Source organism: Pseudomonas sp. LM13, from assembly GCF_041381355.1.
Lineage (GTDB): Bacteria > Pseudomonadota > Gammaproteobacteria > Pseudomonadales > Pseudomonadaceae > Stutzerimonas > Stutzerimonas frequens.
On sequence record NZ_JACBXH010000006.1, the window covers coordinates 67,361 to 86,565 of the forward strand.

Here is a 19,205-nt window from a genome sequence, read left to right on the forward strand (position 1 = left end):
CTCCTAGTGGACAGGGTGCTCGGGTAACGGGAGCTGGGCGCCGGCTAGGCTAGGCGACTCGCCCGGGGGGCGGAAACTGCCGGATTGCCGCGGCGCTCAAGAGCAGAAACCCGACGGCAGAGCCAGTCGGGTTTCGTATCGCTGCTCGCCTGCTGTGCTCAGGCGTCCAGCAGGGCCAGCGTGTCGAGGGCGATCTGGCGCTCCTCGTTGGTCGGCACGACCATGACGCGCGGGCTGCCCTCGGCCTGGATCTCGCCCGCAACGCCGCGGGTGCAGCGGGCGTTGGCCTCGGCATCGAGCTTGAAGCCGAACAGCTTGAGGTGATCCAGAGTGCGCTCGCGTACGGCCGAGGAGTTCTCGCCGATACCGCCGGTGAAGACCAGCCCGTCCAGCTGCGGCAGGGCGCAGGACATGGCGGCCAGCGACTTGGCCAGGCGATAGCAGAACACCTCGAAGGCCAGCACGGCGCCCGGATGGCCGGCCTGGCGCGCTTCGGCCAGGGTGCGCATGTCGTTGGACAGACCGGACAGTCCCTTCAGGCCGCTCTCCTTGTTGAGCATGTTGTCGATCTTGGCCAGATCCCAGCCCAGGGTCTTGTTCAGGAAGTTGTGCAGGCTCGGATCGACGTCGCCGCTGCGGGTGCCCATCACGAGGCCTTCGAGCGGGGTCAGGCCCATGCTGGTGTCGCGGCTTTCGCCATTGACCACGGCGCAGGTCGAGCAGCCGTTGCCCAGGTGAGCGACCAGCCAGCTGCTGTTCTCGACCGGCAGGCCGGCGAGCTCCGCGGCGCGCTTGCTGACGTAGCGATGGCTGGTGCCGTGGAAGCCGTAGCGGCGTACGCCGTGCTCCTTGTAGAGCACGTCCGGCACGGCATAACGGTAGGCGTGCTCGGGCATGGTCTGGTGGAAGGCGGTGTCGAACACGCCGACCTGTGGCAGCTCGGGGAAAAGATTGATGGCGGCGTGGATACCGCTCAGGTTGGCCGGGTTGTGCAGCGGTGCCAGCTGGATGTTGGCTTCGATGCCGGCCAGGGTTTCATCGGTGAGCAGCGACGAGGCGAAGAACTTCTCGCCACCGTGCACGACACGGTGGCCGATGCCGTCCAGGTGGCCACCGGCGGCGTCTTCCACGCGCGGCAGAATCTGGGCCAGAGCAGCCTGATGATCGGCATTGGGCACCTTGACGCTTTCCTTGCCAGCGGCGCTCTCGAAGTGGATGACGGCCTCCGGGCTGCCGATGCATTCGGCCAGGCCTTGTAGTGGGAAGGTCGCTTGCGCTTCGTTGACCAGGGCGAACTTGATCGACGAGCTGCCACAGTTAATCACCAGGATGTTACGAGCCGACATCGGTGCTCCTTGGATCGCTAATGTTATTGAAATGGGTGCCAAAGATACTTTTCGCGGATTCTTGCACATCGGCCATGAAAGCGATGCCATCCAAAGGTTGTAGTCCCACGTTCGATGGGACTACATCGTGACCGCTTGCGACGAGCGGCGATTGGTCCGTTCATCCAAGGTCGGTTCGCAATCGGCGTGGTGGATGGTTAAACTCCGACATCCATTCTCTAAAGCAAAGGTTCTGCCCCATGCTGATTGCCGCTAACAAGGCTGTCTCCATCGACTACACACTCACCAACGACGCCGGTGAGGTGATCGACAGCTCGGCCGGCGGCGCGCCGCTGGTCTACCTGCACGGCGCAGGCAACATCATCCCCGGCCTGGAAAAGGCGCTTGAGGGCAAGCAGGGCGGTGACCAGATTCAGGTCGCCATCGAGCCGCAGGACGCTTACGGCGAGTACAGCCCGGAGCTGGTCGCTACGCTGAATCGCGCCATGTTCGAAGGCGTCGACGAACTCGAAGTCGGTATGCAGTTCCACGCCTCGGGTCCCGATGGCGGCATGCAGATCGTCACCATTCGCGACGTCGAAGGCGACGACGTGATCGTCGACGGCAACCACCCACTGGCCGGCCAGCGCCTGAACTTCGACGTCAAGGTCGTCAGCGTGCGTGACGCCAGCGAGGAAGAAGTGGCCCACGGTCACATCCATGGCGAGGGTGGTCACCACCACTGATCCGGCTGCCCTAACGGCGACCGCACGCACGGCGGCAGGAATGGCTGCCGTGCCGATCGAAAAAGAGAGCGCTCCGGTCGTGTGCCGGGGCGTTTTTTTGTCAGGAGAAATGTCATGAGCGCATTCCATCAATTGGTGTTGCCAGGCCTGGGTGGCGAGGAATTGCCGCTGGCGCAATTCGGCGATCGGATCACGTTGGTGGTCAATGTCGCCTCGCAGTGTGGCCTGACGCCGCAGTACGCCGGCCTGGAGCGGCTGCAGCAGCAATACGCTGCCCGCGGCTTCAGCGTGCTGGGCGTGCCATGCAATCAGTTCGCTGCGCAGGAGCCGGGCAGCGATGAGGAAATCCGCTCGTTCTGCACACTCAACTATGGTGTGAGCTTTCCTCTGAGCGGCAAGCTCGAGGTGAACGGTCCGCAGCGCCATCCGCTGTATCGTTTGCTGGCTGGCGAAGGTGCCGATTTTCCGGGGGACATCACCTGGAACTTCGAGAAGTTCCTGGTGGGCAAGGACGGCCGTGTGCTGGCCCGTTTCTCACCGCGCACCACGCCCGACGACCCCGCCCTGATCCAGGCGATCGAAAGCGCCCTGAGCTGATCCCGCCAGATCGCGCGGCCGCGATTGCGGTCGCGCATCTTTCTTCCCGCTCTGCGTGTTATGCCATCGCTGCCATGGTTGCGGCTGAATAAGCGTCATGGATGATGCTGTGCCGGCGAGACGACCGGTCATATTCTCGGCGCATGAGCAATCCAGCACGCAACGACAAGCGCGACCTTATCCTCTCCAAGGGCGCTCAGGTGATGACCCGCCGCGGCTACCACGGTACCGGGGTGCAGGAAATCGTCCAGGCTGCCGGTATTCCAAAGGGCTCGTTCTACCACTACTTCGCCAGCAAGGAAGACTTCGCCCTGCAGGCGCTGGAGTACATCTATGCGCCGCGGCTGGAGCGCTATCGGCTGGCGTTGAGCAACGCCGTCTTGCCGCCCGCGCAGCGCATCCTCGATTACTACGCCGACCTCGTTGCGCATTTCGCCCGCCAGGAAAAGCCCGAATATCACTGCTTCATCGGTAGCCTGAGCTTCGAGATGGCCGAATTGTGTTCGCCTATTGCCACCCGGCTCAGCGAGATTCTGACGCGCTCCGTCGAGCTGCTCGCGCACTGCCTGGAGCAGGCGCGCAACACGGGGGCGCTTGCGCCGGACAGCAATAGCCAGGTCGTTGCCGAGTTCATCAGCAACGCCTGGGAAGGCGCGCTGCTACGCATGAAAGTGAGCGGCAGCGTCGCACCGCTGCAGGCTTTCCTCCAGCAGCTCGAGCGCCTGCTGGCGCCGGTCGCACCTCATTCACCGAGCGCGAGCGCCCGGTTGCCTTGCCCAGATGAATAAAAAGGAGTCGTATCGATGACCGCTAGCGTACAAGCCCTGTTTGAGCCCTTCGAATTGGGCGCCCTTCGTTTGCCGACCCGTGTGGTCATGGCGCCGATGACCCGTTCGTTCTCACCCAACGGCGTGCCCACTGCCGACGTGGTGGAGTACTACCGCCGGCGTGCCGCCTCCGGGGTCGGGCTGATCATCACCGAAGGCACCACGGTCGGTCATGCCGCGGCGAACGGCTATCCCCATGTGCCGCGCTTCTACGGTGAGGATGCTCTGGCTGGCTGGAAGGACGTGGTCGAAGCGGTGCATGCCGCTGGCGGCAAGATCGTCCCGCAGCTCTGGCACGTAGGCAACGTGCGCCGCAAGGGCACCGAGCCGGAGCCGGAAGTGCCGGGTTATGGGCCGATGGAAAAGCAGAAGGACGGGCAGGTCGTCGTGCATGGCATGACCAAGCAGGACATTCAGGATGTGATCGAGGCCTTCGCCCAGGCTGCCCGCGATGCGCAGGCGATCGGCATGGACGGCGTCGAGATTCACGGTGCTCACGGCTATCTGATCGACCAGTTCTTCTGGGAAGGCAGCAACCAGCGTTCCGATGAGTACGGCGGCAGCCTGGCCAACCGCTCGCGCTTCGCCATCGAGCTGGTACAGGCCGTACGTGCAGCGGTCGGCCCCGATTTCCCGATCATCTTCCGCTTCTCGCAGTGGAAGCAGCAGGACTACACGGCACGCCTGGTTCAGTCGCCCGAAGAACTCGGCGAGTTCCTGGCACCTTTGTCGGCGGCCGGCGTGGACATCTTCCATTGCTCGACGCGGCGTTTCTGGGAGCCGGAGTTCGAAGGCTCCGAGCTCAACCTGGCCGGCTGGACCCGCCAGCTGACCGGCAAGCCGACCATCACCGTGGGTAGCGTCGGCCTGGATGGCGAATTCCTGCAGTTCATGGTCAAGACCGACAAGGTGGCGCAGCCGGCCAACATCGAGGGATTGCTGGAGCGGCTGAACAAGGCCGAGTTCGATCTGGTGGCCGTCGGGCGTGCCCTGATCTGCGATCCGGAATGGGCGGTAAAGGTTCGCGAGGGGCGGATGGAAGAGATTCTGCCATTCAGTCGGGAGGCGTTGAAGACGCTGGCGTGAGTGAGGGCGGCAGCCAGGGCGATCTGGCTGCCGATTTCCCCTTACCCGGCAGCATCCGGTCTAGCCAGGCCTTCGTGCTGAGCTGTCAGCATGGTGACGTGGTGCGGACGGAGAGACTCGAACTCTCACACCTTGCGGCGCTAGAACCGTGACCGCCGAGCGCGACGCCTGACGTCTATGTGGGTCGGTCCAACTGTCGATTCGGCCCGCCTTCCCGCACCCAGAACAGCGTCGCCCCCGCCACCGCAGCGGGCATGATCAGCAGGTTCAGCACCGGCACCAGCAACGCCGCATAGGTCACCGCGCCAAAACTCAGGCTCTGCCAGCGCCGCTGGCGCAGCCAGGTCATCATGTCCGCCCAGCTCAGCTTGTTGTTGTCCGCCGGATAGTCGATGTACTGCACCGTCATCATCCACACGCCGAACAGCAGCCATAACGGTGCGGCTGCGAGGTTCAGCACCGGGACGAACGAGAGCACCAGCAGGGCCAGCGCGCGCGGTGCGAAGTAGGCCAGTTTGCGCAGTTCACGACCGATGGTGCGCGGTAGCATGGCGATCAACTCGGTCCAGCTGAACGGCGGGGCGGCATCTTCCCCGCGTACCACCACCTCGACCTTTTCAGCGAGAAAGCCGTTGAACGGCGCGGCGATGATGTTGGCCAGCATGGTGAAGGTGAAGAACACCATCAGCACCACCAGTGCAACGAACAGCGGCCAGAGTAGATATTCGAGAAAGGCCAACCAGCTCGGCAGACTCGGCATGAAGGTGTCGACCCAGCCGCTGAACTGGCCCACGGCCAGCCAGATCAGGCCGAAGAACAGCAGCACGTTGACCGTCAGCGGCAGGATCACGAACAGCCGCAGCCCCGGGCTGAGCATCAGCCGCAGGCCTTCGCGCAGGTACTGCGGGCCGGAAAGAGCGGATATGGGCATGGCATCTCCTGTGAGGCGTTGTCGCGACGGGAAGGCGGGATAGCCCATGACTATGGGCGAGATGCGAAAACTGAATTATCCGCAGCGCTGCGTGATGGGTAAGGTGGCGCCCATCGCTTTTCGGGTCATCCGCTCCTTAAGCCTTCCCCAAGTGCTTGGATGACCCTTTTTATTTCAGTCGAGTCGGGCGAACCGGCTCGCAACGCACGGCGTCTACTTGCGCTTGAGCGGCACGCTGTCGAAGCGCACGCCTGGCAACCCGGTTTCCAACAGAGCGCGAATGTTGCGGTGGTCGCTGCCGTTCGGGTTGGCCAGCACCGCCTGGTAGTGTTCGCCGAATGCGAGCAAGGCCTCTTCGGTGCTGAAACCTTCCAGTACCGCCAGACCAAGTGTCTTGCAGGAACCTTCGTTCTCGCCAGCAGCGTTCTCGATGGCTCCGTTGACGAAACGAGTGGGCTGGTAGTCGTAGGCGGCCTCGATAAAGGCGAGCGTTTCACTGAACGCGTGGTTGCGATTGCGCAGGCTGGCGCGGAAGTCCTTGAGGTCGTTCATGGTTTCTGTGCCTTGTCGAAAGCGGCCTGCTGCTCGGCGCTCGCTTCCTTCTGATAACGTTTTTTCCATTCACTGTAAGGCATGCCGTATACCTCTTCGCGGGCCTGGTCGATGCTCACTTCGACTTCCAGGTCGTCCGCGGCGGCCTTGTACCACTTCGACAGGCAGTTGCGGCAGAAGCCAGCCAGGTTCATCAGTTCGATGTTCTGGACGTCGGGGCGGGTGCGCAGGTGCTGGACCAGGCGGCGGAAAGCGGCAGCTTCCAGTTCGGTGCGTTCTTGCTCGTTCATCTCTCGGGTCTCGGCGTTGGCTGAGGTCGGCCGGATCATAACCTCGCGTCGTTGAGCGAACCAGCCTTGCGCAGGGTCAATCCCGATGGGCTGCCAGGGTGATCGATACCGACTCGGCGAAGCGCAGCGCGTGAGGTTTGTCGACCTCGACTTCGGCGTAACGGACCTGCGGATAACGCATCACCAGATCGAGGATCTCCTGGGTCAGCCGCTCCAGCAGGGCGAATCGGTTGTCCTCGACGTGCTGGATGATCGCCTTGGTGATGGTGCGGTAGTTCAGTGCCTGCTCGATATCGTTCTCGCGTACCGCTTCGGCGGCAGGGTAGAGCATGGTCAGGTTGATCAGCACGTCCTGGCGATTGAGGATTTCTTCTTCCTTGATGCCGATGTAGGTGCGCAGCCGTAGGTCCTTGACGCGGATGCGCGCCATCGCGGGTTCCAGTCTGGGCATGTCGTCTCCTTGTCGTGTCAGATCAGATGGCGACCGCCATTGACGGTCAGTGTGGTGCCGGTGACGTAGGGGTTGTCGAGCAGATAGCGCAGGCTCTGGTAGATCACCTCGGCGCCGGGCTCGATGCCCAGTGCGGACTTGGCCAGCGCCTTGCGCCGATAGTCCTCGTCGTCGTCCGGATTGAACTGGATCAGCGCCGGTGCAATGCCGTTGACCTTGATCTGCGGCGCCAGGCTGGCGGCGAAGGAAAGTGTCAAGTTGTCCAGACCAGCCTTGCTCGCAGCGTAGGCGATGTGCTTCTTGCTGCCCTTGCGGGTGACGTCATCACCGATGTGCACGATATCCGCTGGGCCGCCATGGCGCAGCAGCTCGGCGCAGTGCAGGTTGATCAGATAGGGCGCGAGCATATGCACCTGGAACAGCTGGCGAAACGCCTCGGCTTCCTGCCCCGGGGTATCCGCGCGCCACTCGGAGGCGTTGTGGATGATGGCCCGCAGGCTGGAGATCTGTTGCCGGATGGCTGCAATGAAGTCATGGATGCCGGCTTCGGTGCTGAAGTCCGCCTGCAGCGCCAGCGCACCGCGGGCCCGCAGGCGTGCGATGCTGTCGCGCTCGCGACGATAGGTGACGATGATCGGGAAGCCGTCATCCAGCAGCCGCTCGGCGCAATGCAGGCCGATTCGCTGGCTGGCTCCGGTGATTAGAATCGGTGCCTGATGCATGAGAGTCCACTGCCGGATCATGAATGGGCCGCTGGTCTTTGCCAGCGGCCGCTACAGGCGTGGCAGCTTACACCAGATCGGTCGGCGGCTCAGGCTGCAGGCGGGGGTGTAGCCGCTGGTGCTGACGATAGAGGAACGAGCGGATGCGCTCAGCGTCCCGTTCCTGTGGGAATTCCACCTCGTAGGCGGCCAGTCCTCCGGTCAGCTCGCGTACGCGATGGGCATCGATTTCCAACGGTGCGTCGTCCGGCAGGGCCAGGCGCAGGTGAAAATGCTTGGGTGGCCTACGATGTTTGCCGGACTCCACCAGCAGGCCGTGGGGAGAAAGCTCATGCACGCTGAGCGAGCTTTTGCCACCGTCGTTCTCCAGCAAGGGTAGCGGTTCGTCCAGGTGCAGACGCCAGGCGCGCGTCGTCGGGCCGCGTTCGTAGATCACCGGAGGCGCCAGCTGCAGATTGAGGCTGTGAAGCTCGTCCTCCTCGAGCTGCACGGGAAACGACATGCAGAAATCTTCGAACTCGGCTTGCAACGACAGGTTGGCACGGGCCGCCAGTTGCATGAGCAGCTCGTTGGAGTGCGTACCACCGTCGATCCGGAAGCCTGTCGGGCGTTCGCCACTGGCCTCGCCATTGCGTTGCATCAACTTGCGGATGAAGGTCAGTTCGTCTTTGCTGAGAATCGTCTGTTCCGCCATGCGGATAACCTCGGAGGGCAATGCCTCTCCCGTCCAGCGTCGCTGCATGCGGGTGCAGCAGCTGGCTGCATTGTGGCAATCGGCGCTATGACTGGCGTTTTTCATTTTAGTTCAACTTCAGCGATGGGCATGCCGCTCGTGCCAGCGCCGCTCGCGGACGGCGAATGCGGCATAATGCGCGGCTTGATTCGTCTCGGAGCTGCACATGAAAGTCGCCATTCTTTCCGCAAGCGTCTACGGCACTGCCGAAGATGTCGCTCGCCACGCCGAACACCAGCTCAAGGCCGCTGGCTTCGAAACCTGGCACGACCCTCGTGCCCAGCTGCAGCAGATCATCGACTTCGCGCCCGACGCCTTGCTGGTCGTAACCTCGACCACTGGTATGGGTGAACTGCCGGACAGCTTCATTCCGTTGTATTCAGCCATTCGGGACCAGTTCCCAGCCTGGAGCGGCCTGCCCGGTGGTGTCATTGCGCTGGGTGATGCCAGCTACGGCGATACCTTTTGTGGCGGTGGCGAATTGATTCGCGAGCTGTACGCCGAGCTGGGCGTGCGGGAGGTGGTGGAGATGCTGCGTCTCGATGCCAGCGAGACGGTCACCCCGGAAAGCGATGCCGAGCCCTGGCTGGAGGCGTTCGCCGCGGCCCTGCGTGGCTGACCTGGCTCGCCGGGTCAGCGGCCTGGCTGCAAAGGCAACTGCCGCGCTGTCGGCGGCTGGCTAGAATCGATGGCACCTTCATGACAATAACAAGAGGTGCCATCGATGACTGCGCTGCACAGCCTGCCTTCGCTTCAGTCCCAGGTCAGCCCCGCCGAATGGCAGGCGCGGGTCGATCTCGCCGCCTGCTACCGCCTGGTGGCGCTGCACGGCTGGGATGACCTGATCTTTACCCATATCTCGGCGAAGATTCCCGACACCGAGCACTTCCTGATCAACCCGTACGGGTTGATGTTCCACGAAATCACCGCTTCGAGCCTGGTCAAGGTCGACCTGGCCGGCAACAAGGTGATGGACAGTCCGTACGAGATCAATCCCGCCGGCTATACCATCCACAGTGCGGTGCATGAGGTACGCCACGACGTCGCCTGCGTGATGCATACCCATACCTCCGCCGGGGTCGCGGTGTCGGCACAGCGCCAGGGCCTGCTGCCCATCAGCCAGCAATCGCTATTCGTACTGGCCAGCCTGTCGACGCACGGTTACGAGGGCGTTGCGCTGAACCACGACGAAAAGGCGCGGCTGCAGGCCGATCTGGGCGAGACCGGCTTCATGCTGTTGCACAACCACGGCCTGATGACCTGCGGTGGCAGCATCGCCGACACCTTTCTGATGATGTTCATCTTCCAGCGCGCCTGCGAAATTCAGGTCATGGCGCAATCCGGTGGCAGCGAACTGATCGCCATTCCGGAGCAGATCCTGGCCGGCGCCAAGGCCATGGCCGCCGGGGTGACCCGTTCCCGCTCGGGCATGGGTGGTGCGCTGGCCTGGCCGGCCCTATTGCGCAAGCTGGATATGCAAAGCCCCGGCTACGGTGCCTGAGGCAGCAGCGGCTCAGGCCGTTCGGGCGAAATGCTGAAGGGCTGGATAGAAGTCACGGAAGTCCTGGAGCAGCGGCTCGTATAGCTGCTCCAGCTCGGCCAGCCCGCCGGCGAGGCCATCCGGTCGGCTCAGGCGCCGGCTCATGTTGGCCAGTACCCGCTCAAGCACATTGAATTCGCGATAACTGCCCAGCCAGTCGTGCGCCGCCATGTGCGGCGCGATCACCGCGAGCTTGCCTGGCAGTTCGGGTTCGGCGGCCAGCACGCCGTAGACGCGCTGGGTGAAGCGCTCCAGCGGTTCTGTGGAGTAGTCCGCCCAGTTGGCCGCCAGGCAATGATCGAAAAACAGATCGACCAGGATGCCGGCGTAGCGGCGCCGTTCGTTGGGAAAGCGGCTTTTGGCCTGCAGCACCAGCGGATGACTGTCGGTGAAGGCGTCGATCTGGCGATGCAGGCGGATGCCGGCTTCGATCTCGGCCGGCCAGCGACCTTGTAGCGGCCCCTTGACGAAGTCGCCGTAGAGGCTACCGAGCAGGTCGCCCGGCCGCGGGCCACCGAGGTGAAGGTGTGCAAGATAGTTCATGGGCGAAGCTTAGCGCAGCCACCTGTTTTTCCGTACGCCTCAGGCGGCCTTGCTGATCTCCGCGCGGGGCTCGACTAGCAGCGCGTTGGCGATCGCTTGCTGCGCGTTCATCGCAACGGCCTTGCGATCGAGCACCATCACATCGATCGGCGGCAACAGCTGGATTTCCACGTCGCAGATATCACTCGTCAGCAAGCGGCGCAGATGGGCGGGCAATTCGTCGTCGCCGACGAAGGGGGCGACGGTGTCGGGCTTGCCGTTGCGCCAATAGCGAATGGCGACCGGCTGGACGGCACAGCCGGCCTCGAGCGCGCAGCCGAACAGCCTGGGGTGGAAGGTTCGCACGTCGGTGCCATCGGTCGAGGTGCCTTCGGGGAAGATCAATAGATGGCGCCCCTGTACCAGCTGCGTGGCCAGTTGCCGATTGACCAGCGCCGCGTCGCCGCCGCCGCGGCGGATGAACAGCGTGCCGGCGGCCTGAGCGAGCCAGCCGAGGGCCGGCCAGGCACGGACCTCGGCTTTGGCCAGAAATGATAGCGGTGCGAGCATGCCCAGCAGCGGGATATCGCACCAGGAGACATGATTGGCGACCCACAGCATCGGCTGAGTTGGTAGCTCGCCCGTGACGCGTAGGCGAAAGGGCAGGGCGGCCGCCAGCCGGGTGAGGAACCACTGGGTCAGCCGCTGCTTACGCAGGGCCGAGACGGGTATCGCACAGCGTTCGGCAATACCCAGTGCACCGGCCACGATCAGACCGCTCAGCACCACCCCGGCGATCCGCAGCAGGCGCCAGTACCGGCGCAGGCGCGGCATCTATACCGCTGCCTTGAAGTGGCGCGCATAGCGCGGGCAGAGCTCCTCGCGCTTGAGCAGGATGAACACGTCGGCCACCTGGAATTCCTGATCCCAGCAGGGCTCGCCGCAGATCTTCGCGCCCAGGCGCATGTAAGCCTTGAGCAGCGGCGGCAGCTGGGCGGTAACGTTGTCCGGCAGCTCTTGCGCGGGCAGGGGTGTACGTGGCTCGGCATGCAGCAGCTCGGTGCTGAGGTGGCTGTCGCGCAGTCGCTGCATGATGGCGTGGGCCTGGATGCCGCCGTCGCGCATAGGGATGCTGGCGCAGCCCATCAGGTAGCGGTAACCGCCCCGATTGAGCTCCTCGGCCAGCTCGCTCCAGAGCACGGCGATGGTCGCGCCGTTGCGATAGGCCGGCGCCACGCAGGTGCGGCCGATCTCCAGTACCGGCTCGTCCAGCTGGGCCAGGCCATGCAGGGCGAACTCGCCTTCGCTGTAGAAGCGGCCCAGCTGGCGAGCGGTAAGGTGATCCAGCAGGCGGGTGGTGGCGACCAGTTCGCCGCTGGCCAGGTCACGCACGCCGATATGCCGGCAGTGGCTATCGAAATCGTCCATGTCCAGGCCCAGTTCGGCGCCCTGCAGCCGAGCTTCGAACTCGCTGCTGAATACGCGGTAGCGCAGGGCCTGGGCTTCGCGCAGGGCCTCTGCGCCTTGCAGGCGTTCGGCTTGAAGCTGGCGTGTGCTGCGGTCGACGATGGCATTCATTGCTCTGTCTCCTTGTCCGCCGTGGCAGTGGCGGGTTGGCGATGCATCGCGAGCGTCTGGTTGTTATCGTTGGGCTCGCCTGGTCTGGCTGGATCAGGCTAGGGACCAGGCATGTCGCCGCTGTGACGAACGGATGATGGTTGGATGACGGCGTGAAACCTTGGAGATGAGCATGTCTTGGGCAGGATTGATCGGGCCGCTGCAGCCCGTCGCGGCAAGCGCCGGGCTACGTGGCTGGTATGAAGCGCTGTGCGGCGCGGCTGGCGACGCAGATTCGCTGGGGCTGGCGGTACTCGGCGGGCGCCTGGCGGCGACGCCGGGGCTGGCCTTTCTTGCCGGTTATCAGGCGGCGTTGCGTGCGCTGTGGGCCGACGCGCCGGCAGGGCTGGGAGCGCTGTGCACCACCGAGCGACGCACATTGCGGCCGGCGGACATGTCCACGCGCTGGGACGGCGCGCAGCTGAACGGCAGCAAGGACTTCGTCACGGCCGGCGATGCGGTGCAGTGGTTGCTGGTGTCGGCCCGTGAGGAGAGCGTCGACGAGGCACCATGCCTCGGTCTGTTCTTCGTCGAACCAGCCGCTGCGAGCGTGGTGCTGAAGCAGGGGCCGAGCCTGCCGATCGTGCCTGACATCCCGCACGCCCGTCTGCAGCTCGATGGTGCGCCGGCAACGCGGCTGGCTGGTGATGGCTGGAGCGACTACGTCAAACCCTTCCGTACCCATGAGGATCTGCACGTGCTGGCAGCGCTGAGCGCCTGGCTTTATGGCATGGCACTGCGCGAGCGGTGGCCGCTTGGCCTGCAGCTTCGTCTGCTAGCGATTCTCGGCGGCGCTGCGGAAGTGGCCCGCTTGCCGGCTAAAGAGCCCGCCACGCATCTTTTGCTGGCTGCACAGCTCGAGCAGTTCGCTGCGCTGCAACCCGATTTGGATTCGGCCATGACGCATGCGGGAGGGCATTGCGCCGCGCTGTGGCAACGCGATCGAGCTGTCCTGACGCTTGCACGCGGTGCCCAGGCACGACGCCTGGAACAGGCCTGTAGCGCGCTCGGGCTGGGGTAAGTCCAATTCGGGAACTCTGCCCGCTCGGTGCGAGCCTATAGGAGTCACCGCATTGCGCCGGCGTCGGTGATGCCGGCCATTGCCTTGCCGAGACGGGCGGGTAAGCTACCGCGCTGCGTCCGTCTTGCGCGGATCGATGTAGCACTTCCGTTTTGCTTCGGGATGCCCGCCGGAAAAAGGGATTTCATGTCGTATCGTTGTTGGTCTGCCAAGTCGTTTCGCTGGACTGCTGGCGCGTTCAACCCGGGTGTTCCCAGGTGATGCTGGCTGGTGCGGTATTCCCCTGGCGCAGCGACAACCGCTTCCGTCTGCTGGTCGACGGGCCGCAGTTCTTTCCCGCCATGATCGAAGCGATCGAGCGCGCCGAGCGGCGCATCGATCTCGAGCTCTATCTGGTGGAGGACGGCTATTGTCTGGAACGCATGCTCGAGCCGCTGCTGCGCGCGGCGGAGCGGGGCGTACGTGTGCGCTGTCTGTTCGACGGCTTCGGTTGCCTGAAGATGAGCCAGGCCAATCGCGATAGGATGACCGCGGCCGGAGTCGAGCTGCGGCTGTACAACCCGCTGTCGCTGCGCCTGAAGCTGCGCAATCTGCACCGCGATCATCGCAAGCTGTTGCTGGTGGACGGCTGCGTCGGCTTCGTCGGCGGCACCGGCATCACCGATGATTTCTGGAACCCGCGCAAGCCTGCGGTGCACTGGCACGAGGTGATGGTCGAGATGTTCGGCCCGCTGTTGCAGGACTGGCAGGCGCTGTTCGACAGCCAATGGGTGCACTGCCTGAAGCGACGGATCTGGCAGTTGCCGCTGCCGAGCCGCGCACCGCGCATTCCGCATGTGCCCGAAGGACTGGGCCTGGGCCGCGTCGCCTATGCCGCGGCGCGTCAACACCGCGATATCCTGCTCAGCCTGCTGCGCAACCTGCGCCGCGCGCAGAATCGTATCTGGCTGGCGACGCCCTATTTCCTGCCCACCGGCAAGGTGCGTCGCGCGCTGATCCGGGCGGCACGCCGTGGCGTCGACGTGCGCCTTCTGCTCACCAGTCGCAACACCGATCATCCACCGGTGCGCTATGCCGGTCAGCGCTTCTACCCACGCCTGCTGCGTGCCGGCGTGCGGATCTACGAATATCAGCCACACTTCTCGCACCTGAAAATGGTGCTGGTCGATGACTGGGTCAGCGTCGGCTCGTGCAACTTCGACTACTGGAATCTGCGCTGGAATCTGGAGGCCAATCTCGAAGCCATCGATGCCGCCTTCAGTGCGCAGGTCCAGCAGAGTTTCGAGCGTGACTTCCAGCACAGCAAGGAGATCGACCTGGCCGGCTGGTACGCCAGGCCGCTGCACGTGCGGCTCTATCAGCGCATGTGGGGCGCAATGGACCGCCTGCTGGTGAACATTTTCAACCGCAATGGCTGAGGCCGTTGCGTACCGGAGCGATGCTCCAAACCCGCGCGAAAGAGGACGATGCAATGGCAGCAAAGAACATTTTGATGCTGGTGGGTGATTACGCCGAGGATTACGAAACCATGGTGCCGTTCCAGGCACTGCAGATGGTCGGCCATCGCGTGCATGCGGTGTGCCCGGACAAGAAGGCCGGCGACACCGTACGCACCGCGATCCATGATTTCGAGGGCGACCAGACCTACAGCGAGAAGCCGGGCCACAACTTTGCGCTGAACTTCGATTTCACCGCGGTGCGTGCCGAGGACTATGACGCGCTGGTGATTCCTGGCGGCCGCGCGCCGGAGTATCTGCGTCTGAACGAGCAGGTGCTGGCGCTGGTACGGGCCTTCGACGAAGCCGGCAAGCCGATCGCCGCCGTCTGTCATGGCGCACAGCTGCTGGCCGCTGCCGGTGTGTTGAAGGGCCGCGCGTGCAGCGCCTACCCAGCCTGCGCACCGGAGGTGAAGCTGGCCGGCGGCGACTACGTCGATATCCCGGTGGACCAGGCGCACACCGAAGGCAATCTGGTCAGCGCCCCGGCCTGGCCGGCGCATCCGGCCTGGCTGGCCGGCTTTCTCAAGCTGCTCGGCACCGAGATAAAGCTGTAGGATGCGCTGCGTGCCGTCCCGCATTTGCCGGCGGCACGCATGACCACCCCGCGGCTCGTGCCGCTTTAGCAAGAGCGCCATCCGTGTCTGCAACTCCCAACGATCCCCTTCATGGCGTCACCCTGGAAGCCATACTCACCGAGCTGCACGCCCACTACGGCTGGGACGGCTTGGCCCAGCGCGTCGACATCCGCTGCTTCAAGAGCGAGCCGAGCATTAAGTCGAGCCTGAAATTCCTGCGCAAGACGCCCTGGGCGCGGCAGAAGGTGGAAGCGCTGTTCGTCCAGTTGCACCGCCGCGGCTGATCGATCCGGTCTGAAGCTGACAACGAAAAAGCCCGGCACTGAGGCCGGGCTTTTCATTTTCCACTGGGGCGATTACTGCACTTCGACCGCCAGGCTGTCGGCGATCTTCTTCTGCCAGATCGCAGGTCCCGTGATGTGCACCGACTCGCCGTTGGTGTCCACCGCAACGGTGACCGGCATGTCCTTCACTTCGAACTCGTAGATCGCTTCCATGCCCAGTTCGGCGAACGCCAGCACCTTGGACTTCTTGATCGCCTGCGCCACCAGATAGGCGGCGCCGCCAACGGCCATCAGGTAGACGGCCTTGTTGTCCTTGATCGCCTCGATGGCGATCGGGCCGCGCTCGGACTTGCCGATCATGCCCAAGAGGCCAGTGCTCTCGAGAATCTGACGGGTGAACTTGTCCATGCGCGTCGCGGTGGTCGGGCCAGCCGGGCCAACCACTTCGTCACCGACCGGATCGACCGGGCCGACGTAATAGATGAAGCGGCCCTTGAGGTCTACCGGCAGCTCTTCGCCCTTGTTCAGCATGTCGACCATGCGCTTGTGCGCGGCGTCGCGACCGGTGAGCATCTTGCCGTTGAGCAGGATGGTCTCGCCCGGCTTCCAGCTCTGCACCTCTTCCGGGGTGATGCTGTCGAGGTTGACGCGGCGTGCGCTCGGGCCGGCTTCCCAGACGATTTCCGGGTAGGCGTCCAGCGACGGCGCTTCCAGGCTGGCCGGGCCGGAGCCGTCGAGTACGAAGTGCGCATGACGGGTGGCGGCGCAGTTGGGGATCATGCATACCGGCAAGGATGCGGCATGGGTCGGGTAATCCATGATCTTGACGTCGAGCACGGTGGTCAGGCCGCCCAGGCCCTGGGCGCCGATGCCCAGCTGGTTGACCTTCTCGAACAGCTCCAGACGCAGCTCTTCGATGCGGTTCTGCGGGCCACGGGCTTTCAGCTCATGGATGTCGATGGATTCCATCAGCACTTCCTTGGCCATCACCGCGGCCTTCTCCGCGGTGCCGCCGATGCCGATGCCGAGCATGCCCGGCGGGCACCAGCCGGCGCCCATGGTCGGAACGGTCTTCAGGACCCAGTCGACGATGGAGTCGGACGGGTTGAGCATGGCCATCTTCGACTTGTTCTCCGAGCCACCGCCCTTGGCGGCCACATCCACCTCTACTTTGTCACCCGGGACGATGGAGTAATGGATGACGGCCGGGGTATTGTCCTTGGTGTTCTTGCGGGAACCTGCCGGGTCGGCCAGGATCGAAGCACGCAGGACGTTTTCCGGCAGGTTGTAGGCGCGGCGTACGCCCTCGTTGATCATGTCGTCGACGCTCATGGTGGCGCCGTCCCAGCGCACGTCCATGCCGACGCGGATGAAGACGGTGACGATGCCGGTGTCCTGGCAAATCGGACGATGACCGGTGGCGCACATGCGCGAGTTGATCAGGATCTGCGCCATGGCGTCGCGCGCGGCCGGGGATTCTTCACGCAGGTAGGCTTCGTGCATTGCCTGAATGAAATCCACGGGATGGTAGTAAGAAATGAACTGCAAAGCGTCGGCGACGCTTTGAATCAGGTCGTCTTGCTTGATCACGGTCATGCAGCGCGTCCTCATGGCGGGGCGGTAAGAGGCGCGTCGGGAGTGGCAGTCGACGCGCCGCGAAAAAATGCGCGGCAGTATAACGCGTCGGGCTGCGCGGTACACGGACGGACCAGGAGCGATGGGAATGCCGGCTAGGTTTTTGTTTTCGGTAGGCGTAGAGTGCGGCAAATTGCCACAGTGGGATGGATCCCTATGAGCCCGGTACGTGACGAGACCGATGAGCGGACGCTGCAGCAGTTGGTGACGCGGCGCTTCGCGATGGCTTCGGTGACTTATGGACTTGCGCTGCTGCTGACATGGGTCGCGGTGGCGGGCGGCTTCTACCAGGCGACCATTTCCAGTGCGGTCGTGCATTCGGCGCTGATCGTGCTGAGTCAACTGGCGTTCTTCTGGCTTTTTTATCGCGACATCAATCTGCGCTTCAAGGACCCCAGCCTGACGGAGCCTCAGGTACTGGTCGCGCTGGTGTGGCTGACTTACTTCCTGTTCAACCTGGGCAGCGCCCGCGGTTCGCTTCTGGTGCTGTATCTGTTGGTCCTGATGTTCGCCGTGTTCCTGCCGCCGAAGGTTTTCGTTCGCTACGCGACGTTGGCTTTTCTCAGCTTCATCGGGCTTGCCGCAATGGACTACTACCTGCAGCGGACGGTGGATGCCACGGTGTTTCTGTTGCAGGCCTGCGTGCTGCTGGTCACGCTGATCTGGATGTGCCTGCTCACGGGGCATGTGTACCGCCTGCGGCAGCGCATGCGGCAAAGGCGATTCGCCCTGCAGGCGCATCAGGACACCCTGCGCGGCATGATGCGGCAACTGGAGGATCTGGCCTCCACCGACGAGCTGACCGGCCTCTACAACCGTCGCCGCTTCCTGCGGATTGCCGAAGGCGACCTGAGCCGCTTGCGCAGGGGGCACCAGTCCGGGCTGGCCTTGATCGACCTCGACCACTTCAAACGAATCAACGATATCCACGGCCACGCCACAGGTGATCGCGTGCTGCAGACGTTCGCCAAGGTGGCGCGGACCTGTCTGCGTGATGACGACGTGCTGGCCCGTTACGGCGGCGAGGAGTTCGTGCTGTTGCTGCCGGAAACCGACGCCGAGCAGTTCCGCGCCTGCTGCGAGCGCTTGCGCGAAGCGTTCGCCAATGCCGAGCCGGAGGATGCCGACATCGCGTCGGGACATCTCAGCCTGTCCATCGGGCTGACCCTGCTGAATGCCGGGGATAACCTGGATGCCGCGCTGCAACGTGCCGACGAGGCGCTCTACCGCGCCAAGCGCGCCGGGCGTAACCGCTGCGAGGCGGCGTGGGATGTCTGCAATGCCTGAACTCTGCTGTGCCGGGAGGCGTTGGCAGGTGGCAACTGCAAGCAACCTGCTCGATGCCCTGATCCAGGGCGGCGTGCCGGTACCCTCCGGTTGCCGGGCCGGAAGCTGTCACGCCTGCCTGGTGCGCTGTCTTGAGGGCGAGCCGCATGACCTGCAGCCGGACCTGTTGCGTCCCGAGCAACGTCATGCCGGCTGGCGGCTCGCATGCCAGTGCCGGGTCGAAGGCGATCTGAGCCTGGAGGTCTTCGATCCCCGCCGCGATGGGTTGGCGGCGCGCGTGGAAAGCCTGGAATGGCTGGGCAGCAGCGTGCTGCGCCTGCGTGTGCTGCCGGAGCGGCAGCTGCGCTATCGAGCCGGTCAGCACTTGCTGCTATGGACGGCTACGGGCGTGGCTCGGCCGTATTCGCTCGCCAGTCTTCCCGACGATGACCCGTGGCTGGAGTTTCATATCGACTGCAGCCGGCCCGGCGCTTTCTCTGACTTCGCGCGGCAGCTGCGTCCCGGCGACGTGCTGCGGCTGGGTGAATTGCACGGGGGCGCTCTGCACTACGAACGGGAGTGGGCCGAGCGGCCGTTGCTGTTGCTGGCGGCCGGAACCGGCCTCGGACCTCTCTGGGGCCTGCTGCGCGAGAGCCTGCGCCAAGGCCACCGGGGCCCGATCAGGTTGCTGCATACCTGTCGCGACGGGCATTACCTGAAGGAGCCGCTGCAGGCACTCGCGCAGACGCATGACAACCTGCAGCTGGAATGGATTGGGGCGGATGGGCGAGACCGTATGTTGGATACGCTGCGGCCCACTTCGCGCCGGGATGTCGCGCTGGTCTGTGGCAGTCCGTCGTTCGTCGAGGCCTGTGCCAGGCGCCTGTACCTCGCCGGCCTGCCGCGCGGACAGATATTCGGTGATGCCTTCATCAGGGCCAATCGGGGCGACGTTCCCTGAAAAACAGAAAGGCCGGCAAATGCCG

The 19,205-nt window shown here is 64.2% G+C and carries 23 protein-coding genes and 1 tRNA gene; 12 read left to right on the forward strand and 12 right to left on the reverse strand.

Annotation, left to right across the window (positions count from 1 at the left end):
* Positions 1 to 158 precede the first annotated feature (158 nt).
* Positions 159 to 1,346 (reverse strand): acetate kinase, encoded by a 1,188-nt coding sequence (locus HZR81_RS07045; protein WP_208217626.1) that lies wholly within the window; start codon positions 1,344 to 1,346, stop codon positions 159 to 161.
* A gap of 239 nt (positions 1,347 to 1,585) precedes the next feature.
* On the opposite strand from HZR81_RS07045, the gene HZR81_RS07050 reads away from it, so the two are divergent.
* The 4 genes from HZR81_RS07050 to HZR81_RS07065 all read left to right on the forward strand — a co-directional run bounded on the left by HZR81_RS07050 (position 1,586) and on the right by HZR81_RS07065 (position 4,581).
* Positions 1,586 to 2,071, forward strand: coding sequence for an FKBP-type peptidyl-prolyl cis-trans isomerase (locus HZR81_RS07050; RefSeq protein ID WP_063544587.1), 486 nt, complete (start codon positions 1,586 to 1,588; stop codon positions 2,069 to 2,071).
* A gap of 114 nt (positions 2,072 to 2,185) precedes the next feature.
* A complete protein-coding gene (locus HZR81_RS07055; protein WP_500127679.1) occupies positions 2,186 to 2,668 on the forward strand; it encodes a glutathione peroxidase in 483 nt (160 codons plus the stop codon).
* Between the two features lie 143 nt (positions 2,669 to 2,811).
* On the forward strand, positions 2,812 to 3,456 hold the full coding sequence (locus tag HZR81_RS07060) for a TetR/AcrR family transcriptional regulator (protein WP_500127680.1): 645 nt from the start codon (positions 2,812 to 2,814) through the stop codon (positions 3,454 to 3,456).
* A 15-nt stretch (positions 3,457 to 3,471) separates the two neighbouring features.
* Positions 3,472 to 4,581 carry an NADH:flavin oxidoreductase gene (locus HZR81_RS07065; protein WP_500127681.1) on the forward strand — a complete coding sequence of 370 codons (1,110 nt, stop codon included), beginning with the start codon at positions 3,472 to 3,474 and terminating at the stop codon, positions 4,579 to 4,581.
* A 99-nt stretch (positions 4,582 to 4,680) separates the two neighbouring features.
* Here the strand turns inward: HZR81_RS07065 and HZR81_RS07070 are convergent.
* The 7 genes from HZR81_RS07070 to HZR81_RS07100 all read right to left on the reverse strand — a co-directional run bounded on the left by HZR81_RS07070 (position 4,681) and on the right by HZR81_RS07100 (position 8,221).
* Positions 4,681 to 4,791 (reverse strand) — tRNA-OTHER (locus HZR81_RS07070).
* Positions 4,757 to 5,512 (reverse strand): sulfate transporter CysZ, encoded by a 756-nt coding sequence (gene cysZ, locus HZR81_RS07075; protein ID WP_500127682.1) that lies wholly within the window; start codon positions 5,510 to 5,512, stop codon positions 4,757 to 4,759. The genes HZR81_RS07070 and cysZ overlap by 35 nt, the downstream gene beginning before the upstream one ends.
* Positions 5,513 to 5,725: 213 nt before the next feature.
* Positions 5,726 to 6,064 (reverse strand): HopJ type III effector protein, encoded by a 339-nt coding sequence (locus HZR81_RS07080; RefSeq protein WP_500127683.1) that lies wholly within the window; start codon positions 6,062 to 6,064, stop codon positions 5,726 to 5,728.
* A complete protein-coding gene (locus HZR81_RS07085; protein ID WP_063544771.1) occupies positions 6,061 to 6,354 on the reverse strand; it encodes a DUF1244 domain-containing protein in 294 nt (97 codons plus the stop codon). The genes HZR81_RS07080 and HZR81_RS07085 overlap by 4 nt, the downstream gene beginning before the upstream one ends.
* A gap of 76 nt (positions 6,355 to 6,430) precedes the next feature.
* On the reverse strand, positions 6,431 to 6,805 hold the full coding sequence (gene folX, locus HZR81_RS07090; protein WP_003285881.1) for a dihydroneopterin triphosphate 2'-epimerase: 375 nt from the start codon (positions 6,803 to 6,805) through the stop codon (positions 6,431 to 6,433).
* Positions 6,806 to 6,822: 17 nt separating this feature from the next.
* Positions 6,823 to 7,527, reverse strand: coding sequence for a dihydromonapterin reductase (folM, locus tag HZR81_RS07095; RefSeq protein ID WP_063544599.1), 705 nt, complete (start codon positions 7,525 to 7,527; stop codon positions 6,823 to 6,825).
* A gap of 67 nt (positions 7,528 to 7,594) precedes the next feature.
* Positions 7,595 to 8,221: a hypothetical protein gene (locus HZR81_RS07100; protein WP_063544601.1), complete on the reverse strand. Its 627-nt coding sequence runs from the start codon at positions 8,219 to 8,221 to the stop codon at positions 7,595 to 7,597.
* A gap of 205 nt (positions 8,222 to 8,426) precedes the next feature.
* On the opposite strand from HZR81_RS07100, the gene HZR81_RS07105 reads away from it, so the two are divergent.
* Both HZR81_RS07105 and HZR81_RS07110 read left to right on the forward strand, forming a co-directional pair.
* Positions 8,427 to 8,879, forward strand: a complete 453-nt coding sequence (locus HZR81_RS07105) for a flavodoxin (protein ID WP_102840636.1) — start codon at positions 8,427 to 8,429, stop codon at positions 8,877 to 8,879.
* Between the two features lie 105 nt (positions 8,880 to 8,984).
* Positions 8,985 to 9,761 carry a class II aldolase/adducin family protein gene (locus HZR81_RS07110; protein WP_110777915.1) on the forward strand — a complete coding sequence of 259 codons (777 nt, stop codon included), beginning with the start codon at positions 8,985 to 8,987 and terminating at the stop codon, positions 9,759 to 9,761.
* A 12-nt stretch (positions 9,762 to 9,773) separates the two neighbouring features.
* Here the strand turns inward: HZR81_RS07110 and HZR81_RS07115 are convergent, their stop codons facing one another.
* From HZR81_RS07115 to olsB, 3 genes are read right to left on the reverse strand one after another with little or no spacing between them, the layout of a single operon-like run.
* Positions 9,774 to 10,343: an acyl carrier protein phosphodiesterase gene (locus tag HZR81_RS07115; RefSeq protein WP_500127684.1), complete on the reverse strand. Its 570-nt coding sequence runs from the start codon at positions 10,341 to 10,343 to the stop codon at positions 9,774 to 9,776.
* A 39-nt stretch (positions 10,344 to 10,382) separates the two neighbouring features.
* Positions 10,383 to 11,156 (reverse strand): lysophospholipid acyltransferase family protein, encoded by a 774-nt coding sequence (locus HZR81_RS07120; protein WP_500127685.1) that lies wholly within the window; start codon positions 11,154 to 11,156, stop codon positions 10,383 to 10,385.
* The gene (gene olsB / locus HZR81_RS07125; protein WP_048328673.1) at positions 11,157 to 11,900 is read right to left on the reverse strand and encodes an L-ornithine N(alpha)-acyltransferase; all 744 of its coding nucleotides are present in this window, start codon (positions 11,898 to 11,900) and stop codon (positions 11,157 to 11,159) included.
* A 166-nt stretch (positions 11,901 to 12,066) separates the two neighbouring features.
* Here olsB and HZR81_RS07130 point away from each other — a divergent pair, with 166 nt between their 5' ends.
* From HZR81_RS07130 to HZR81_RS07145, 4 genes are all read left to right on the forward strand, one after another.
* Complete coding sequence (locus HZR81_RS07130) at positions 12,067 to 12,960, forward strand: acyl-CoA dehydrogenase middle domain-containing protein (protein WP_500127686.1); 894 nt, start codon at positions 12,067 to 12,069, stop codon at positions 12,958 to 12,960.
* A 260-nt stretch (positions 12,961 to 13,220) separates the two neighbouring features.
* Entirely contained in the window at positions 13,221 to 14,378 is a 1,158-nt protein-coding gene (locus HZR81_RS07135; protein ID WP_500127725.1) for a phospholipase D-like domain-containing protein, read from the forward strand.
* A 53-nt stretch (positions 14,379 to 14,431) separates the two neighbouring features.
* Positions 14,432 to 15,013, forward strand: a complete 582-nt coding sequence (locus tag HZR81_RS07140) for a DJ-1/PfpI family protein (protein ID WP_014596005.1) — start codon at positions 14,432 to 14,434, stop codon at positions 15,011 to 15,013.
* A gap of 83 nt (positions 15,014 to 15,096) precedes the next feature.
* Positions 15,097 to 15,318, forward strand: coding sequence for a VF530 family protein (locus HZR81_RS07145; RefSeq protein ID WP_020306428.1), 222 nt, complete (start codon positions 15,097 to 15,099; stop codon positions 15,316 to 15,318).
* A gap of 72 nt (positions 15,319 to 15,390) precedes the next feature.
* Here the strand turns inward: HZR81_RS07145 and HZR81_RS07150 are convergent, their stop codons facing one another.
* The gene (locus HZR81_RS07150) at positions 15,391 to 16,914 is read right to left on the reverse strand and encodes a fumarate hydratase (RefSeq protein ID WP_253747604.1); all 1,524 of its coding nucleotides are present in this window, start codon (positions 16,912 to 16,914) and stop codon (positions 15,391 to 15,393) included.
* 195 nt (positions 16,915 to 17,109) lie between these two features.
* Here HZR81_RS07150 and HZR81_RS07155 point away from each other — a divergent pair, with 195 nt between their 5' ends.
* Together HZR81_RS07155 and HZR81_RS07160 are read left to right on the forward strand one after the other, a co-directional pair.
* The gene (locus HZR81_RS07155) at positions 17,110 to 18,240 is read left to right on the forward strand and encodes a GGDEF domain-containing protein (protein ID WP_500127687.1); all 1,131 of its coding nucleotides are present in this window, start codon (positions 17,110 to 17,112) and stop codon (positions 18,238 to 18,240) included.
* Entirely contained in the window at positions 18,233 to 19,180 is a 948-nt protein-coding gene (locus HZR81_RS07160) for an iron-sulfur-binding ferredoxin reductase (RefSeq protein WP_500127688.1), read from the forward strand. The genes HZR81_RS07155 and HZR81_RS07160 overlap by 8 nt, the downstream gene beginning before the upstream one ends.
* The last annotated feature ends 25 nt before the right edge of the window (positions 19,181 to 19,205 follow it).

Excerpts from the sequence above, each read along its gene's own strand:
- HZR81_RS07045 (WP_208217626.1), bottom strand. The coding sequence starts at position 1,346 with ATGTCGGCTCGTAACATCCTGGTGATTAACTGTGGCAGCTCGTCGATC.
- HZR81_RS07050 (WP_063544587.1), top strand. The coding sequence starts at position 1,586 with ATGCTGATTGCCGCTAACAAGGCTGTCTCCATCGACTACACACTCACC.
- HZR81_RS07055 (WP_500127679.1), top strand. The coding sequence starts at position 2,186 with ATGAGCGCATTCCATCAATTGGTGTTGCCAGGCCTGGGTGGCGAGGAA.
- HZR81_RS07060 (WP_500127680.1), top strand. The coding sequence starts at position 2,812 with ATGAGCAATCCAGCACGCAACGACAAGCGCGACCTTATCCTCTCCAAG.
- HZR81_RS07065 (WP_500127681.1), top strand. The coding sequence starts at position 3,472 with ATGACCGCTAGCGTACAAGCCCTGTTTGAGCCCTTCGAATTGGGCGCC.
- cysZ (WP_500127682.1), bottom strand. The coding sequence starts at position 5,512 with ATGCCCATATCCGCTCTTTCCGGCCCGCAGTACCTGCGCGAAGGCCTG.
- HZR81_RS07080 (WP_500127683.1), bottom strand. The coding sequence starts at position 6,064 with ATGAACGACCTCAAGGACTTCCGCGCCAGCCTGCGCAATCGCAACCAC.
- HZR81_RS07085 (WP_063544771.1), bottom strand. The coding sequence starts at position 6,354 with ATGAACGAGCAAGAACGCACCGAACTGGAAGCTGCCGCTTTCCGCCGC.
- folX (WP_003285881.1), bottom strand. The coding sequence starts at position 6,805 with ATGCCCAGACTGGAACCCGCGATGGCGCGCATCCGCGTCAAGGACCTA.
- folM (WP_063544599.1), bottom strand. The coding sequence starts at position 7,527 with ATGCATCAGGCACCGATTCTAATCACCGGAGCCAGCCAGCGAATCGGC.
- HZR81_RS07100 (WP_063544601.1), bottom strand. The coding sequence starts at position 8,221 with ATGGCGGAACAGACGATTCTCAGCAAAGACGAACTGACCTTCATCCGC.
- HZR81_RS07105 (WP_102840636.1), top strand. The coding sequence starts at position 8,427 with ATGAAAGTCGCCATTCTTTCCGCAAGCGTCTACGGCACTGCCGAAGAT.
- HZR81_RS07110 (WP_110777915.1), top strand. The coding sequence starts at position 8,985 with ATGACTGCGCTGCACAGCCTGCCTTCGCTTCAGTCCCAGGTCAGCCCC.
- HZR81_RS07115 (WP_500127684.1), bottom strand. The coding sequence starts at position 10,343 with ATGAACTATCTTGCACACCTTCACCTCGGTGGCCCGCGGCCGGGCGAC.
- HZR81_RS07120 (WP_500127685.1), bottom strand. The coding sequence starts at position 11,156 with ATGCCGCGCCTGCGCCGGTACTGGCGCCTGCTGCGGATCGCCGGGGTG.
- olsB (WP_048328673.1), bottom strand. The coding sequence starts at position 11,900 with ATGAATGCCATCGTCGACCGCAGCACACGCCAGCTTCAAGCCGAACGC.
- HZR81_RS07130 (WP_500127686.1), top strand. The coding sequence starts at position 12,067 with ATGAGCATGTCTTGGGCAGGATTGATCGGGCCGCTGCAGCCCGTCGCG.
- HZR81_RS07135 (WP_500127725.1), top strand. The coding sequence starts at position 13,221 with ATGCTGGCTGGTGCGGTATTCCCCTGGCGCAGCGACAACCGCTTCCGT.
- HZR81_RS07140 (WP_014596005.1), top strand. The coding sequence starts at position 14,432 with ATGGCAGCAAAGAACATTTTGATGCTGGTGGGTGATTACGCCGAGGAT.
- HZR81_RS07150 (WP_253747604.1), bottom strand. The coding sequence starts at position 16,914 with ATGACCGTGATCAAGCAAGACGACCTGATTCAAAGCGTCGCCGACGCT.
- HZR81_RS07155 (WP_500127687.1), top strand. The coding sequence starts at position 17,110 with ATGAGCCCGGTACGTGACGAGACCGATGAGCGGACGCTGCAGCAGTTG.
- HZR81_RS07160 (WP_500127688.1), top strand. The coding sequence starts at position 18,233 with ATGCCTGAACTCTGCTGTGCCGGGAGGCGTTGGCAGGTGGCAACTGCA.